Source organism: Nocardia flavorosea (assembly GCF_015477805.1).
Classification (GTDB): domain Bacteria; phylum Actinomycetota; class Actinomycetes; order Mycobacteriales; family Mycobacteriaceae; genus Nocardia; species Nocardia flavorosea_A.
Genome location: NZ_JADLQL010000002.1, coordinates 1,342,363 through 1,358,783, shown reverse-complemented (window position 1 = coordinate 1,358,783; position 16,421 = coordinate 1,342,363). Strand labels below are relative to the sequence as shown.

At 68.3% G+C, this 16,421-nt stretch carries 13 protein-coding genes; 8 read left to right on the top strand and 5 right to left on the bottom strand.

Going from position 1 to position 16,421, the window contains the following annotated elements; all coding sequences use genetic code 11:
- Nucleotides 1–20: 20 nt before the first annotated feature.
- A complete protein-coding gene (locus tag IU448_RS14990; protein ID WP_195056098.1) occupies nucleotides 21–1,112 on the top strand; it encodes a DUF4185 domain-containing protein in 1,092 nt (363 codons plus the stop codon).
- A gap of 400 nt (nucleotides 1,113–1,512) precedes the next feature.
- On the opposite strand, the gene IU448_RS14985 is transcribed toward IU448_RS14990, so the two are convergent.
- Nucleotides 1,513–3,963 carry a VanW family protein gene (locus IU448_RS14985; RefSeq protein ID WP_324188602.1) on the bottom strand — a complete coding sequence of 817 codons (2,451 nt, stop codon included), beginning with the start codon at nucleotides 3,961–3,963 and terminating at the stop codon, nucleotides 1,513–1,515.
- Nucleotides 3,964–4,347: 384 nt separating this feature from the next.
- Here IU448_RS14985 and gnd point away from each other — a divergent pair, with 384 nt between their 5' ends.
- On the top strand, nucleotides 4,348–5,379 hold the full coding sequence (gnd, locus tag IU448_RS14980; RefSeq protein WP_195056097.1) for a phosphogluconate dehydrogenase (NAD(+)-dependent, decarboxylating): 1,032 nt from the start codon (nucleotides 4,348–4,350) through the stop codon (nucleotides 5,377–5,379).
- Between the two features lie 261 nt (nucleotides 5,380–5,640).
- On the opposite strand, the gene IU448_RS14975 is transcribed toward gnd, so the two are convergent.
- Nucleotides 5,641–6,933, bottom strand: a complete 1,293-nt coding sequence (locus IU448_RS14975) for an acetyl-CoA C-acetyltransferase (RefSeq protein ID WP_195056096.1) — start codon at nucleotides 6,931–6,933, stop codon at nucleotides 5,641–5,643.
- A 286-nt stretch (nucleotides 6,934–7,219) separates the two neighbouring features.
- Between IU448_RS14975 and IU448_RS14970 the strand changes: the two genes are divergently transcribed.
- Together IU448_RS14970 and IU448_RS14965 are read left to right on the top strand one after the other, a co-directional pair.
- Nucleotides 7,220–8,578, top strand: a complete 1,359-nt coding sequence (locus IU448_RS14970) for a 3-oxoacyl-ACP reductase (RefSeq protein ID WP_324188601.1) — start codon at nucleotides 7,220–7,222, stop codon at nucleotides 8,576–8,578.
- Nucleotides 8,578–9,444: a MaoC family dehydratase gene (locus tag IU448_RS14965; protein ID WP_195056343.1), complete on the top strand. Its 867-nt coding sequence runs from the start codon at nucleotides 8,578–8,580 to the stop codon at nucleotides 9,442–9,444. The genes IU448_RS14970 and IU448_RS14965 overlap by 1 nt, the downstream gene beginning before the upstream one ends.
- 110 nt (nucleotides 9,445–9,554) lie before the next feature.
- On the opposite strand, the gene IU448_RS14960 is transcribed toward IU448_RS14965, so the two are convergent.
- Entirely contained in the window at nucleotides 9,555–10,727 is a 1,173-nt protein-coding gene (locus IU448_RS14960; RefSeq protein WP_195056094.1) for a DUF3068 domain-containing protein, read from the bottom strand.
- Between the two features lie 292 nt (nucleotides 10,728–11,019).
- On the opposite strand from IU448_RS14960, the gene IU448_RS14955 reads away from it, so the two are divergent.
- Nucleotides 11,020–12,186 carry an acyltransferase family protein gene (locus IU448_RS14955; RefSeq protein WP_195056342.1) on the top strand — a complete coding sequence of 389 codons (1,167 nt, stop codon included), beginning with the start codon at nucleotides 11,020–11,022 and terminating at the stop codon, nucleotides 12,184–12,186.
- Nucleotides 12,187–12,204: 18 nt separating this feature from the next.
- On the opposite strand, the gene IU448_RS14950 is transcribed toward IU448_RS14955, so the two are convergent.
- Nucleotides 12,205–12,822 (bottom strand): TetR/AcrR family transcriptional regulator, encoded by a 618-nt coding sequence (locus tag IU448_RS14950; RefSeq protein ID WP_195056093.1) that lies wholly within the window; start codon nucleotides 12,820–12,822, stop codon nucleotides 12,205–12,207.
- Between the two features lie 218 nt (nucleotides 12,823–13,040).
- Nucleotides 13,041–14,213 carry a glycoside hydrolase family 3 N-terminal domain-containing protein gene (locus tag IU448_RS14945; protein ID WP_195056092.1) on the bottom strand — a complete coding sequence of 391 codons (1,173 nt, stop codon included), beginning with the start codon at nucleotides 14,211–14,213 and terminating at the stop codon, nucleotides 13,041–13,043.
- Nucleotides 14,214–14,317: 104 nt separating this feature from the next.
- On the opposite strand from IU448_RS14945, the gene IU448_RS14940 reads away from it, so the two are divergent.
- From IU448_RS14940 to IU448_RS14930, 3 genes are all read left to right on the top strand, one after another.
- The gene (locus IU448_RS14940) at nucleotides 14,318–14,830 is read left to right on the top strand and encodes a universal stress protein (RefSeq protein ID WP_195056091.1); all 513 of its coding nucleotides are present in this window, start codon (nucleotides 14,318–14,320) and stop codon (nucleotides 14,828–14,830) included.
- A 102-nt stretch (nucleotides 14,831–14,932) separates the two neighbouring features.
- Nucleotides 14,933–16,012 (top strand): isochorismate synthase, encoded by a 1,080-nt coding sequence (locus tag IU448_RS14935; protein ID WP_195056090.1) that lies wholly within the window; start codon nucleotides 14,933–14,935, stop codon nucleotides 16,010–16,012.
- Nucleotides 16,013–16,233: 221 nt separating this feature from the next.
- Entirely contained in the window at nucleotides 16,234–16,404 is a 171-nt protein-coding gene (locus IU448_RS14930) for a DUF2613 domain-containing protein (RefSeq protein ID WP_195056089.1), read from the top strand.
- The last annotated feature ends 17 nt before the right edge of the window (nucleotides 16,405–16,421 follow it).

The window sequence follows — 16,421 nt, the reverse complement described above, 5'->3', positions numbered from 1 at the left end:
TCCGCAGGAGGACACCGAGAATGACTCGCCGCCCGCTGTCCGTACTCGTGCGCGCCGGGATAGTGGGTGCCACCGCGGCACTCGTCCTGGCCGGTCCGGCCGCAGCGGACCCCAACAATGTGAACCCCATCCCCGGGATCAACGGCCAGCCGCGCGGCCTGCCGCAGCTACCCGGCGAAACCCAGGCCGTCTTCCAGGTGACCGGGATGGACAGCCCCAACCACACCGAGCGGGTGAACGTGCTCGGCACCGATCTCGGGGTGATGTGGGACGACGGCGCGGGCACCATGATCACCGCATTCGGTGATTCCGCGGGACTCGGTGTCCCCAACCTGCTGGCCGGCAGCGCATGGGCCTGGAGCAGCAATGTGCTGTTCCACAGCCGCACCAAGGACCCGTCGCAGGGCATCGTCTTCGACGGCGCGGTCCCGAACCCGCTGCCCAGCCCGAAGATCCCGGGTATCGAGATCAGCCTGATACCCACCGCCGGAATCGCGGTGGGCGGGGTGCAGTACATGAGCATGATGTCGGTGAAGGAATGGGGCGACCACGGTAAGTGGACCACCAACTTCTCCACTCTCGCCTCATCCGGTGACGGCGGCCGGACCTGGGCACAGCTGCCCACCACCCGCCGGGCCAATGTCGGCGGCCACGAACGGTTTCAACAGAACGCGTTCGTGAAGGCCGATGGGTACGTGTACCGGTACGGCACCGCGGCCGGGCGGGCCAACGCCGGCTACATATCCCGGGTGCGGGAAGCCGATATCGCGAATATCGACGCCTACGAGTACTGGGACGGCCGCGGCTGGAAGGTGAACGATCCACTGGCGGCGACCCCGATCGTCGAGGGTGTTGCCGAACTGTCGGTGCAGTGGAACGATCACCTGCGCAAATACGTGATGCTGACGACCGACCCGCACAACTCGGTGGTGTTGCGTACGGCGGACACCCCGCAGGGCCCCTGGAGCACACCGCGGGTCCTGGTGGAGGCGGCTGCGCTGCCCACGGCCTACGCGCCCATGATCTTCCCGTACCAGACCGGCAGCGATCTGTACTTCCTGCTCACGGTGCACCGGCAGTACAACGTCCTGCTGATGCGCACACCGCTGTGAGCCGTCCGGCGTCGAGTTCCGCGAGGGGCTGTCGAGCCCGCGACCATATCGCCGGAACCGGGTAGCTCTCGCCCGGCCCGACCAGCCGCTCGGTCACGGGACGGTCTTCCCCCGCCGAGGCCGGCCCTCCTCACCCTGGTACCACTCTGCACCGGACCCGTACCTGGCGGCGTCAGGGGTGATCGGCGCGAGGCGATCCGCGCGCAGTCGTGCTCACATATCGCCGGACATCGCGACGCCCGCTCGGCCGAACCGGTTCTACAGCCGCTCGACGAAACGGGCTGAATCAGCGCCTGGCCGGTAGTACGCCGCGCGGAGACCGCCGCCGCCCCGAGCTGCCGAAGCGGGTCGGCCGACGGCGTTCGACGCGGCTGCTACCGGCCGGCCTCCAGCCGGGGCGTCAGCGGTCACCCGCTTGTTCGGTGGGCCGGCTGCCCTCGTTGCCACTGCTGGGCACGGCCGTCGGGTCGGAGGTGTCCTCGGACTGGTCCTCATCGGATTTCTCGTCGTCCGGCGAAACGCATTTCACTTCGGGAACCGGGTCGTACTTGACGGTGCGCGTATGCCGGGAGATCTCCTGGCCGGTGTTGATATCGGTGATCACCCGGGTGTTGGAGATCGTGAAACCGGGCGCTCCCGTCGAGGCGATGCAATCGTCGCCTGCGGGCAGGGTGATGGTTTCCGGCTCGGTCGGCTTGGATTTCTCGCCGGTGATGGATTCGACGTTCACGGTTTTGGTGCCCCAGATCCGCACCGTCACCTCGGAGCTGTCCGCGAAAGCCTGGATGTACACGCCGTGCGGGGTGTTGTTGCGGAACTGCAGGTCGATGGCGCCGTCGAAAACGGTGGCCTCACGGGCGGCCGGGTAGCGGGAGATGTAGTAGCTGTGCTCGGTATGGCCGGCGTCCTCGAGGCCGGCGAAGTACGCGGCGTTGTACAGCGTGGTGGCGAACTGGCTGATCCCGCCACCGACCGCCGTACTGGGACGGCCGTGGTCGATGATGCCGGATTCCACGTAGCCCTCAGCAGCACCGCGGGTGCCGGTATGCCCGTTCAACGAGAACGTGTCACCGGGTTTCACGACCGCACCGTTCACCTCTTGCGCGACGGTGCGGATGTTCACGCCGGACGGACCGGAGAAACCGCTCGTGGTGAACTCACCCATCACCTCGGTGATCCCCAGCGACTCCGCCGCCTGGGTGGTGAGCTTGGGTTCGATCCGCTCGTAGATCGCCGCGGTGGTGCGCTGCGGGCCGGTGGCGGCCAGCAGGGCCGGCAACTGCTCCAGCGATTTCGGCCAGTTGATCTTGTCACCGACAACGGCGGGGACCACGGTGGGCGCACCGGCGAAGGTGAAGGTGGCGTCCTTCGGTTCGACCTCGGTCGCGGCGAGCTGCGGCGCGAGCAGATCCGTCGCGACCTTGTGATCGAACTCGACACGCAGACCACCGTGGCCGTCGGGAACGAAACTCACGATAGCGGCGATCTGCTCCGGGGTCAGGGTCGCGGTTGCGTCGCCCTTACCCGAATACACCACCGGCGCGCTCACCGCGGGCTCGGCGATTTCGTGCAGCGCCTTTTCGATGGCGTCGCGCCGGACCGCAGGCGGCGCGGGGATGACCGGCAGGTCCAGAGTGCTCGCGGTGGTCCACTGATCGGTGAGCACCGTCCGCGCCGCGGCCGTGTCCAGTATCCGGCCCGGTACCGGGTTCACCGCGACCGGCCGGGTGCCCTCGAAGGCGATACCGCCCTCCACCGGTGGCTGATCGTGGACGCGCAGTTCATCGAGGGTCCGTCCGAACGCCGCCTCGTCGACCGTGCTGGCCACCGTCACCTTGCGGGTGGCGACGAAGGACAGCAACCGGGCGGCGGGGTTGAGCGGTTGTCCGCCCACCCGGTCCCAGGTGGCATCCCAGTCCACGCCCAAGCCGGCGGCGCTCGGTACCAGCTGGGTCTGCACATCGGCGATCTTCACCGGCACCACTTCGCCCGCGCGGGCATCGAGCGTGGGCTGCAGCTTCGCGCGCGCCTCGTCCTTGTCCATTCCGCCGATCGCGACACCCGCGACCTCCACACCACGCGGGACGGTGCCGGAGGTCATCACCAAGTCGGCGATATAACCCACCAGGGCGATACCGAATACCACGGCGGCGGCCAGCAGCACGCGCCGAGCGGTCGCGGAATCGCGTAACCGGGCGCGGGCACCGGACAACGAGCGACCGTTCCCGTCGTCGTCTCCGCCGTCGCCGCCGGAACCGCCCTGCGGGGGCTCGGGGGGCGCCGGCGGAACGGAACCGCTCTGGGCGAGGGCATCGGTCGCGGCGGTGTCATCGGAATAGGCCGACCAGGCGGCCTCCTCACCGGCCAGGCGCTGGGTGAGCGCCGCGGAATCGAAAACCTCCGTGGGGGCGTCGGAATCGGGGCCGGCGGCGGCATAGGCGGCCGGCGGCGGTTCGGCAGCGTTGCGCGGCAACTGCTGGGTGGCGAAATCCGGTCCGGTCGGATCGGCGCCGCTGCCCGCCTGCCGCGGCCCGTGCCCCGCCGCGAGCGGTGCGGCAGCCGGGAGGGAGACAGTGGGGGCGGGGCCGGAGGTTTGGGCCGGCGAACCCGCGGATACAGAATCTGGGGAGGCAGCGGGACCATCCGCGCCGGGCGCAGCCGCCGCGGGGTTCAACCACGAACTGCCGCCGCGCCAGCCGGGCGCGACGGCTTCCGCCGGATTCGGTTGTGCGGGCGGCTTCACCTGCTGGTCACGACCGGTATGCGACGGCTGGGACGGGCCGCCGCCGGTCGGCTGTGGTCGGCCGGGGTCGTGTCTGTCGCCGCGGTCGGTATGCGATTCGCCGCTCACGAACCGTCCTCCCCAATCGATATGTCCGGGGACTCGCGGGTGCGAGCCTTCGCCAACGATAGTTGTCCGAACTGTAATCTTCAGTGCCTGATCGATCACAGCTGCGCCATCGGGCGGCCCGGGCAGCGGCTCAATTGAGACACCGCACAGTAGCCGAACGACACCGCACAGCAGCCTGGCGGCACTGCGCGGTTCTGGTCCGGACAGCAAAGTGGCCCCGTGCAGTCGCCGGGTCGGGGGTCAGGCGAATACACGGAGCCAACCGGTATATCGGTCCCGCCGACAGGTCGTTACACCCGAGCACACAGAAGTTCGCGACGGCAGCGGGCAGAATCGGATACGACGTGCGATCCGGACCTCCAACCCAGGGAAAGAGGACGTGAGATGCAGTTGGGCATGATCGGGCTCGGCCGGATGGGCGCAAATATCGTGCGCCGGATCGTCGCGGCAGGTCACACCGCGGTGGGCTGCGAACGCCATGCCGAGGTGATCGCCGGTCTCGGCGCCGAACTCGGCGACGGTTTCCGCGGCAGTACCGATCTGCGGGAATTCCTCGCGATGCTGGACACCCCACGCGTGGTCTGGGTGATGATCCCGGCCGGCGCGACCGGCGCGGTGATCGATCAGCTGGCCGGACTGCTCGATCCCGGCGATATCGTGATCGACGGCGGCAACAGCCGCTACCACGACGATATCGCCCGCGCCGCGAAGCTGGATCCGCTCGGCATCCACTATCTCGATATCGGCACCTCCGGAGGGGTCTTCGGCCGCGAACGCGGTTTCTGCCTGATGATCGGCGGCGAACCGGAACCGTTCCGGCACGTGGAACCGCTACTGCGGGCCATCGCGCCCGGTGTGACGGCCGCGCCCCGCACACCCGGCCGGGACGGCGAACCGACCCCGGCCGAGCACGGATACCTGCACTGCGGTCCGGCCGGGGCGGGGCACTTCGTGAAAATGGTGCACAACGGTATCGAGTACGGCGTGATGGCCGCCTACGCCGAGGGCTTGAACATTCTGCACAAGGCCGACTACGGCAAACGCGCGGCCGGCGAGTTCTCCGCCGAGGAAACACCCCTGGAGAACCCCGAGTACTACCGCTACGACATCGATATCGCCCAGGTCACCGAGGTGTGGCGGCGCGGCTCGGTGGTGGCGTCGTGGTTACTGGATCTGACCGCCGCGCAACTGCACGCCGACCCGAACCTGGACTCCTTCGGCGGTCGAGTATCGGATTCCGGCGAGGGCCGCTGGACCCTGGACGCCGCCGTCGATATCGGCGTACCCGCCCCGGTGCTGTCCGCGGCACTGTTCCAGCGCTTCGCCTCCCGCGGCGAATCCGGCTACGCCGACAAAACCCTCTCGGCAATGCGCGAAGCCTTCGGCGGGCACCACGAGCTGCCGGACACCGAATAGGCGCCGCTTACGCCGGCGAGCTCCCTGCTCCCGCCGGCACCGACGCCCACCCGTTCCCGCCGGCAGCCCACCGCTTGTCCAGGTCGGTGAACGTTGTTCGGGTAGACCGTCCATGACAGGGCCGAGACTGTGATTTTGGGGCTCCGCACCTCGGGGGTCCTATCAACCCGGTTGTTCGCTCCGCCGGTCGCTCCAGAACCGGGCGGGTGCCGCCAGGTCGACCGCATCCGACCCCCGCGGCCGGATGCGGTCATATCCCGCTCACCGCTCCAGGATCGCGACCACACCCTGCCCGCCGGCGGCGCAGATGGAGATCAGCGCACGCCCCGACCCCTTCTCCGCCAGCATCTTGGCCGTTTGGGCGACAATCCGCCCGCCGGTGGCCGCGAAGGGGTGCCCGGCCGCCAGCGAAGAGCCGTTGACGTTCAGCTTGGTCCGGTCGATCGGGCCCAGAGCGCCGTCCAGACCCAGCCGCTCCTTGCAGTACTGGTCCGATTCCCACGCCTGCAGGGTGGCCAGCACCACCGAGGCGAAAGCCTCGTGGATCTCGTAGAAGTCGAAATCCTGCAGGGTGAGGCCGTTGCGGGCGAGCATGCGGGGCACTGCGTAGGTGGGGGCCATCAGCAGGCCGTCGGGGCCGTGGATGTAGTCGACGGCGGCGACTTCGCTGTCCACCAGATGCGCCAGGACCGGCAGGCTGCGTTCGGCGGCCCATTCGTCGCTGGACAGCAGAACTGCCGAGGCGCCGTCGGTGAGCGGTGTGGAGTTGCCGGCCGTCATGGTGGCGTCGCCGAGTTTCACCCCGAACACGGGCTTCAGGGTGGCGAGTTTCTCGACCGAGGAGTTGGGGCGCAGATTGTCGTCGCGGGTGAGCCCCAGGAAGGGGGTCACCAGATCGTCGAAGAAACCGCGGTCGTAGGCGGCGGCCATGTTCTTGTGCGACAGGTAGGCGAGTTCGTCCTGCGCTTCCCGGGCGATACCGAATTCCTTGGCGGTGACGGCCGCGTGCTCGCCCATGGACATCCCCGTGCGCGGTTCTGCGTTGCGCGGGATTTCGATACCGACCATGCCCGGCCGCAGCTGCCCGACCAGTTTGAGGCGTTCGGCGTTGGTGCGGGCGCGGTTGATACCGAGCATCCATTCGCGCATCCGCTCGCTGACGCCGATCGGGGCGTCGGAGGTGGTGTCGGTACCGCCGCCGATCCCGGCGTCGATCCGGCCGGCCGCGATGGCGTCACCGACGGTGACCACGGCTTGCAGGCCGGTACCGCAGGCCAGTTGCAGATCGTGGGCGGGGGTGTACGGGCTGAGGGTGCTGCCGAGCACGCTTTCGCGGATCATGCCGTGTTCGCCGACCCGCTTGAGGACGGCGCCGCCGGCGACCATGCCCAGGCGTTCGCCCTGCAGGCCGAAACGGCTCACCAGGCCGTCGAGGGTGGCGGTGAACATGTCCTGGTTGGAGGCGTGCGCGTAGGCCTTGTCGGAGCGGGCGAACGGGATGCGATTGCCGCCGACGATGGCGACCGGACGGGTCGAACGAGGTGTGGTGGTCACTCGGGTCTCCCAGGTTGTCGAGTTGGCGAGATGGTCGGGTGTTTCCGGCCCCGGATCCGCGGTACCCGGCCGCGGCGGCCGACGCCCGCCCGCGATCGGTTTACGATAAACTTACTCTGGAGTAAGTTCAATGTCGACACCGCCTCCGGCGACTGTGCGCCAGCTAACCTGCCGACCCCTGCTCCACGCGGGTGAGCGCAGTCCGGGCGGCAGCGGGCGCCGGTGCGGCGGTATCGGTGAACGGCCGGTACCGACACCACTCGAGCAACAGAAAAGGTGGGAAACAGTGGCAGCCAAGAGCAAGGGCGCACCCAACCTCTACGGATCGTTCGTCAACTCCGCGCCGGGCGGGTTCCTCGCGAACAAGCTGGGCCTGCCGAAGCCGGAGAAGCTACGGCGCTATGTCGCCGGCGAGCCGGCCCTGCCGGGGCCGGTGCTGCTGGGCGGCAAGGGCCGCGTGGCCGAACCGCTGCGTGCGCTGCTGGCCGGCGACTACACCTTCGCCGATTCGCTGACCAGCGGTACCAAGTACGGCGCACTGGTCTTCGACGCCACCGGTATCGGCAGCATCGAGGATCTCTCCCAGCTCTACCAGTTCTTCCAGCCGGCCATGCGCAGCATCGCGCCGTCGGGCCGGGTACTGGTCATCGGCACCACCCCGGAACTCGCCGGTTCCGTCGAGGGTCAGATCGCCCAGCGGGCCCTGGAGGGTTTCACCCGTTCGGTCGGCAAGGAACTGCTGCGCGGCGCCACCTCGCAACTGGTGTATCTGCACCCCGAAGCCTCCCCGGCGGCCACCGGACTGGCCTCGACGCTGCGGTTCGTGCTCTCGGCCAAATCCGCGTTCGTGGATGCGCAGGTGATCCGGGTCGGTAAGGACGACGCGACCGCACCTGCCGATTGGAACCGCCCATTGGACGGGAAGGTCGCCGTGGTCACCGGCGCGGCGCGCGGTATCGGCGCCACCATCGCCGAGGTTTTCGCCCGGGACGGCGCGACCGTGATCGTCGCCGATATCCCCGCAGCGGGCGAGGCGCTGACGGAGACGGCGAACAAGGTCGGCGGTACCGCACTGGCGCTCGATGTCACCGCCCCCGACGCCGCCGAGCGGCTCGCGCAATTCGCCACCGAACGTTTCGGCGGTATCGACATCATCGTCCACAACGCCGGTATCACCCGGGACAAACTGCTCGCGAACATGGACGAGGGCCGCTGGAACGCGGTGCTGAACGTGAACCTCGCCGCCCCGCACCGGATCACCGAGGGCCTGGTTTCCGCGGGCGCGTTGAAGGCGGGCGGCCGGGTGATCGACGTATCCTCCATCGCGGGTATCGCCGGTAACCGCGGGCAGACCAACTACGGCGCCTCCAAGGCCGGGGTGATCGGCATGGTGAACGCCGAGGCACCCGCCCTGGCCGAGAAGAACATCACCATCAACGCCGTGGCACCCGGATTCATCGAAACCGCCATGACCGCCGCCATCCCGCTGGCGACCCGTGAGGGCGGCCGGCTGATGGCCTCCCTCAACCAGGGCGGACAGACCGTGGATGTCGCCGAAACCGTCGCCTTCTTCGCCAGCCCGGCCTCGAACGCGGTGAACGGCAATATCGTCCGGGTCTGCGGCCAGAGCATGATCGGCGCGTGATGACCGAAACCATCACCCTCGACGCGCCCCCGAAGAACGGCAGCCTCTACGTGAAGGCGGCCTTGGGCGCGGTACCGCTGCCGTTCGTGCCCGGCCGCAAACCGGCGATCCCGGACCGCGAGGTCCGGCTCGAGGGACTGCGCGTGGATCCGGCGCATCTGGCCGCCTACTGCCGGGCCACCGGACTACGGTTCGGCGACACCCTGCCGCTGACCTACCCGTTCGTCATCACCTTCCCGATGGTGATGAAACTCGTGGTACAGCGAGATTTCCCGTTCGTCGCGGTGGGTGCCGTACATGCGGAGAACCTGATCGAACGCACCCGCGATATCTCGGTCGGCGAACCGCTGGACATCACCGCGCATATCGAGAACCTGCGCGAACATCCGAAGGGTCTGCTGGTGGACGCGATCAGTGAGATCCGGGTCGGACGGGAACTGGTGTGGCGGCAGGTGACCACCTTCCTGCATCAGCAGAAGACCTCGCTGTCGGGCGGCCCGAAACCCGAGCCGAAACCGGAAGAGGTACCGCCGCCCCCGCTGCGCACCCTGAAGGTCGACCAGCCGACGATCACCCGCTATGCGAACGCCTCCGGCGATCAGAACCCGATCCACACCTCGGCATTGGGTGCCAAAGCGTTCGGTTTTCCGCGGGCCATCGCCCACGGTATGTGGTCGGCGGCGGCGATCCTGTCGACGCTCGAGGGACGGATTCCGGGCCGGACCACCTACGCGGTGAAGTTCGGTAAACCGGTGCTACTGCCTTCGACGGTGAACATCTACGCCGATCAGACCGCCGCGGGCTGGGATCTGGCCATGCGGCACCCGAAGAAGGGATATCCACACCTCACCGCCACCCTGCGCTGAGCCGGCGAACAGATCCCGTTCGACTCCAGGGCGGGCATACGGATACGAAAAGGCTCCCCGGACCCAAGTCCGGGGAGCCTTTTCGTTCAGTTCGGTATGTGACCCGAGCCTCAGAGATCCTTCGGCATCTTGATGGTCTCCGTCGGCGCGTCCGCACCGCTGGTGCGCGGCAGGGTGGTGGTCGGCGCGTCCGCGCCGGCCGGGGCCGGGCCGCCGGGACGACTACCGGAGGGTCCACCGGCACGGGCCGGCCGGCCGGAGCCGCCGCCCAGGACGCCGAGCACGATGCCCGCGATCAACGCGATGATGCCGACGATACCGAGGACGATCGGCAGGATCCGGCCGAACAGCGAGAGCTTGTCGATATTGTCCTTGGCGATCGCGAGCTGGGCTTCGACGGTGTCGGTATCGAAGACCAGATGCGATTTGAGCGCGGTCACCTCGGGCTTGTCGGCGGAGCGCCCGTAGAAGATGTTCAGCTGCTCGCCGCCCTTGATGATGGTGCCGGTCTGCGGCTCGACCCACACATCGCGGACGTTGCTGTAGAACCGCGACATGGTGATCGGTTCTTCGCCGCCCTCGACGCCCCACTTCGCGGCCGGCAGGCTCAGCTTGTTGGTGGGAAGGTTGGAGACCTTGGACAGGTCGGTCACCGGGACGTTCTGCCGGAAGTGGTAGACCGTGGTGCCGTTGATCTCGGTCTCCTCCACGAACTCCATATCGGTGCTGGTCTCGGCGTAGACGTCGAAGTACGGGTAGGTCTTCTTCTCGGTGCCGATCGGGAACCGGTACTGCAGGCCGGTGCGGTGGACCGGTTCGGCGATGCTTTCGCCCTTGCTGTTGGTTGTCATCGCGATCGACCCGTTGGGGTCGGTGGATACCGGTTCGCCGGTCTCGCGGTCGATGGTGACGCGGTCGACGTAGGCCGACAGCACACCGGTATCGCCGCGCTTGTCGATCCGGCGCAGGGTGTTACCGGCCTGGATCGTCATCTGATCGGCATCGGAGGGTTCCTCGATGGTGAGGAAACGCTGGGAGACGAGCGGAACGTTCTCGTTGACCTCGGCGCTGCGCCCCTCTTCGGTGAGCGAGGTCGAGTCCAGTACCAGACTCTCCTCGTCCGTCTGGCTCACGGCGACGGTGGTGATCTCGAGATCGAGGGGAGTCTTGGCCATTTTGCCGACGGTGTAGGTAGGGATCATCAGCGCGGCAACGATCAGCAACGCGCCGAGACCCACGAGCACGCAGGCAACCGTCCTTCTGGTTCCGGCACTCAGTGCCATGCAATGTCTCCTCGTCGTAGAACACAGGTCGTTCCGCGGGTACAGCGGGGCGCCGCGGCACTCGTGAGCCCTGACACTAACAGCCACGGCGTTTCGTGGGCATTGGCGAGGCCGGAATCGGACCCAAATCGGCAGGAGTCTAGCGCGCATTGTGAAATGCCGTCTTCCCCGCGACGCAGGCGTACGGGCAGACTGGGAGCCGATGACCACCACCTCGACCACCGAACCCGGAGCTCAGCCCGATATCGGCCCCGCCGGACCGGCCGTCGGTGCCGGCCACCCCGCCGCTGTCATGGGGGCTTCCGGGACGGGTACGAGCACGGAGCCACCGGCGGCCGCCCGGCAACGCTCCTTCCTCCCCGCACTGGAAGGTATGCGCGGACTGGCGGCGCTCGGGGTTCTCCTCACACATGTGGCGTTCCAGACCGGTGCCACCGCGATCCCCGTTCTCGGCCGGCTGCTGGAACGTTTCGATATGGCGGTCGCGGTGTTCTTCGCACTGTCGGGCTTCCTGCTGTGGCGCCCGCACGCACTGGCGGCCCGCGGCCTGGGCGACGCTCCCACCCTCGGCTACTACCTGCGGCACCGGATCGCCCGCATCATGCCCGCCTACTGGGTTGTGGTGTGCGCGGTGCTGATCCTGGTTCCTGCGGCCGCCGGGACCGCCGGTCTGCAGGTGTGGTTCTCCAACCTGCTGCTCCTGCAGGTCTTCATCCCGCTCACGCTGACCGATGGACTCACCCAGATGTGGAGCCTGTCGGTGGAGGTGGCCTTCTATCTGGTGTTACCGCTGCTGGCCTGGCTGTTGCACGGCCTGCGCGGACGGGCGGCGGCCGCGCGGGTACCGGCCGTGCTGGCACTGGGCCTGGTGTTCCTGAGCTGGAATTTCATCCCCGTGCCGACGCCGGACGCGATCCACGCCGACAACTGGCTTCCCGCCTATATCCCGTGGTTCGCGGGCGGCATGCTGCTGGCCGAACTCGTCTGCGACCAGCGACGGGCCCGGTGGCGGCGGATCCTCGGCAATCAGCGGCTGATGTGGACGATCGCCTGCGTGACCTTCGCGGTTTCGGCGACCGATCTCGGCGGGGTCGCCGGATTGACCCGGGCGCAGCCGTGGCAGTACGCGGCCAAGATGGGGCTGGGCGCGGTGATCGGTTTCGCGCTGCTCGCGCCGCTGGTGCTCGGCCGGGCGGATAAACCCCACCGGTGGCTCACCTCCGCCCCCGCGGCGATGGTCGGGCGCTGGTCCTACGGCATCTTCATCTGGCACCTGGCCGTACTGTCGGTGATCTTCCCGGTTTTCGGGATCCTGCCGTTCCACGGCGACTTCACCAAGGTTCTGGTGCTCACGGTGGCGTTCACGCTACCGATCGCCGCGGCGAGTCACGCCCTCGTGGAAGAACCGTGCCGGCAGTGGGCCCGCCGCTTCGACCGGCCGCGCCCGCCACGGGACTGACCCGCTACCACCGGACAATCATTCGCCCGATTCGGCGGCGGAATCGGGTTTACGGCCGGACAGGCCGCGCCATGCCAGCGCGTCCAGCAGGTCCACCGCCTCGGCCACATCGATTCGCCCGCCGGCGACCGTATCGGCGATCGCCTCCCCCGCGCCGATCACGGCAACCGCGACGATATCGAAATTCGTGCCGGGTTCGGCGTGCTTGGCGCTGGACTCCAGCAGTTTGGCGGTGAGTTCGATAACCCGCTGGCGGGCGTTCTCGATTTCCGAGGCGAAGGCCTGCTGGCCGAGCGCCTGCCGGTAGAGGACCTGCCAGGAGTTGCGGTGGGTATCGACGAACCCGAGAAAGCCCTCGAGCGCGGTACGCAATTGCTCGTGCGGGCTGAGCAGCGGGTTACCGGCCGGAGCGACCGACTCCAGGAATCGCATACCCTCGCGCTGGATACAGGCCCGGAACAATTCGTCCTTGGACCCGTAGTAGAGATAGAGCATCGGCTTGGAGATCGCGGCCTCGGCGGCGATGGCGTCCATAGAGGTTTCGTGGAAGCCTTTGCGCGAGAAGACTTCGACCGCGGCGTCGAGCATCTGCTGCTCGCGCACCGCTCTCGGAAGCCTTTTCGTACCGCCCGCCATCACGTCTCCTACCGCATCGAGCCCTTTATATTACTCCAAAGTAAGTTGACCGGACCCGGAAACCACCCCCGTGGCATACGTGCGCCGCCACACGGAACGGGACGATCCGGAAAACTCCGGGCGAGGTCAGAGCACTGTACTCGGGCACCGGCCGCGCCGACGCGTACGGCCACCGACCGCGACGCAGGACTGCTACCGCCGCGCGCCGGCGCCACGAATCAGCAATCCCGCGGCACCTGCTTGTAATCGGCCATCCGCAGCACCGAGGCGTCGACCCGGTCCATGGGCAGGCGCCCGGCGGCGACCGCCTCCTCCAGGCGGTCCAGCACCTGCCCCACCGCATCGGTGCTGATCCACAAGGCGTTGTCGGCACCGGCCACCAAAGCGGCCTCGACCGCCTCCGCGATCGACATACGGTCGGTGATGGCTGCCATACCGCTGAGGTCGTCGGTGAAGATCACGCCGTCGAACGGAGCAGCGCCGTACCCGGACCCCTCCCGCAGCAGGCTCATGACCTCCGGGCTGATACTGGCGGGCACACCGGGGGCGGTCAGCCCGGGAACTTCCAGATGCCCGACCATCACCGCCGAACCGGTATCGATCAACTCCCGGAACGGCACCAGATCACGGGTGGCCAACTGCTCCAGCGGCGCCACCTGGACCGCACCGAGATGCGAATCGCCGGTACCGGCGCCGTGGCCCGGGAAATGTTTGAGCACCGTCCCCAGACCCATTTCGTGCATGGCCCGGATATAGGCATCGGCGTACTCGGTGACCACCGCGGGATCGTCGGAGAAGGAGCGGTCGCCGATCACCGAATCGTCGGGCTGCGAACTCACATCGATATCGGGGGCGAAATCGACGGTGATGCCCAGGTCGCGCATGGCGCGGGCGCGGTCGAGAGTGGCGTTGTAGAACTGTTCGGCGGTCATCGTCTGCGCGGTCTCGCGAGCCGACGGCGCGGTGCCGATGAGGCTGCCCAGCCGCGACACCCGGCCGCCCTCCTCGTCGGTGGTGACCATCAGCGGGACCTTCGCCGCGGCCCGGACCTGCTCGAGCTCACCGCTGGTCAGGACCGACAGATCGGTCCAGCTACCGATGAAGATGCCGCCGACCTGATGGTCGCGCACCACCGACAGCGCGTCCTCGGCCCCGGTGACCCCGACTGTGAGCAGCTGCGCCAGCTTCTCCCGGGTGGTGAACTGCCCGAGGTACTCGGCGGCGCAATCGTCCGGGGCCGTAGTGGCCCCGGGCGCGGGTGCGGCACTCGTCCCGGCCTCCGGGGAGCGCGCCCCGGGCGTGGATGTTGCGGTGCTGCCGCCGTCTCCGCCGGAACAGGCGGTAACGATCATCGCGAGCACCGCGAGCACGACGAACGGCAATTTCCGCATCGTTGCACGGTATCCCGCGCACCGCGCGCGTGGAAGCTCGGCCCGGTTTCGGGACAGAGGTAATCTGGAATCATCTGCTCGCCGGCTCCGCCTCGGAGGTCGCCATGCCCTGCGATCTGATGCTCATCGCCTACGACGGGTCCGAACACGCCAAACGCGCGATCGAATACGCCGGGCGTTTCCTCACCGCGAACCGGGCGGTGGTGCTCACCGCCTGGGAGCCGATGGTGCGGCAAGCGGCCCGGATCTCGGGAATCTCCGGCATGGTGCAACCGGAATGGGTTCCCGACGAAGATATGGAAGATATCGCCTATACGACGGCCCGTGAGATCAACGCCGAGGGCCTGCATCTCGCGGGGTTGGCGGGATTGAACGCCGAAACCCGCACACAGGAATCCACCGGCAGTATCTGGCACGCGATCGTCGAGGTCGCCGACGAACTCGATGTCGACATCATCGTCGCCGGCACCCGCGGCGCCACCGGGCTACGCGCCCTGGTACACAGCAGCGTGGCCGATGCGGTGCTCAAACACTGTCACCGCCCGGTCTTCCTGGTACCACCGGTGCCGCAGGACCGCACACTGGGCAACGGACACAGCCCGCGCAGCGGAACCTGACGGTTCACGGCGACTGCCGGTCCGCCCGCCACCTGCGCACGAGAGCAACCGGGTCCGGTGTGGTCACGGGCTCGGCCTGCTCGATGAGGCTACGGTCGGACGATGACCGGGTTCCTGCTGGCACGACCCGACAGCGTGATCCGCGCACACGGCGTACGCACCGCGTTCCGCGATCCATGGCAGGCCGTCGACGCGCTGCACGCCGGTACCGCGGCGATCACCGGAGCGCTCCCGTTCGATCCGCGCCGCCCGGCCGCACTGGTCGAGCCCGCGGACTTCTCCCATACCGCCGGCCCATGGCGACCGGCCGGGCTTCCCGGACTACCCCGCATACGGGTGTCGCGCGGACAACCCTCCCCGGACGAGCACCGCGAGCGGGTCGCGCGGCTGATCGGAGTACTCGGCGACCCCGGGCAGCCCCTGCGGAAGGTAGTCGCCGCGCGGTCGGTGCCCGCGACGGCAGACGCCGCCCTCGATCCATCGACCGTCGCCGCCCACCTGCTCACCAGGCATCCACGCGCGAATGTTTTCACCGTCGACCTCACTACGGCCGGAGACGCCGGCGCGACCCTGCTGGGTGCGAGCCCGGAAACGCTGGTCCAGCGCACCGGAACAACGGTGGTGGCGTACCCGCTGGCCGGAACACTGCCGCGGCTGCCCGATCCCGAAGCGGACAACGCCGCGGCCCAGCGGCTGGCGGCGAGTACGAAGAACTGGGCCGAGCACGCGTTCGTCGTCGACTGGATCACCGAACGGTTGAACCCGGTCTGTGCCCGGCTCACCGTGCCCCCGCGCGCACAACTGGTCAGCACCCGCGACGTCTGGCATCTGGGTACCCCGATCCACGGTGTGTTGCGCGACCCTGCGCCCAATGCTCTGGAGCTCGCGCTGCTCCTGCATCCGACGCCGGCGGTCTGCGGCACTCCCACCGCCCAGGCACTCGAATACATCACCACGCACGAGGAGGATCGCGGCTTCTACGGCGGTGCGGTGGGCTGGTGCGATTCGCGCGGCGACGGGACGTGGGTGGTCGCCATCCGCAGCGCCCATCTCGCGGCCGGCGGGCTCTCCTTGCGGGCCTGGGCGGGCGGCGGGATCGTCGCGGCTTCGGATCCGCAGGCCGAACTCGACGAGACGACGAGCAAGCTGCGGACATTGCTCGGCGCGCTGGAAGCGCAATAGCAGTTCACGAACACGCAACCGGATTTGCGGCGAAATCCACGACCGGGCCCGATGGTCCGGTTGGCCGGAAGGAACGGACTCGTACCCGGTGAACAGGGGGGCGGTCGTCGCCGCCGGGCCGGTGCACCCAGTAGGGTGAAACGCCGGACTGTACGTTTCCGGACCGGCACGATCCTGCTAGGTTGGCCGGATACTGCCTGCGTCTAGTTTGGAGTGCTGCGATGAAGTTTGCTGTCCCCGGTATTGCGAGTGCGGTGGGCGGTGCCCTGCTGGGCGCGATCGCGGTCTTCGCCATCACCGCCGCGCTGCAGCAGAACACCCGCCCCGAAGTGGACCGCAGCGGTAACGCGGACAGTTCGCTGCTCAACAGCGTCGAATACGGCAAACGCTGAGACCCCTCCCGACCTCG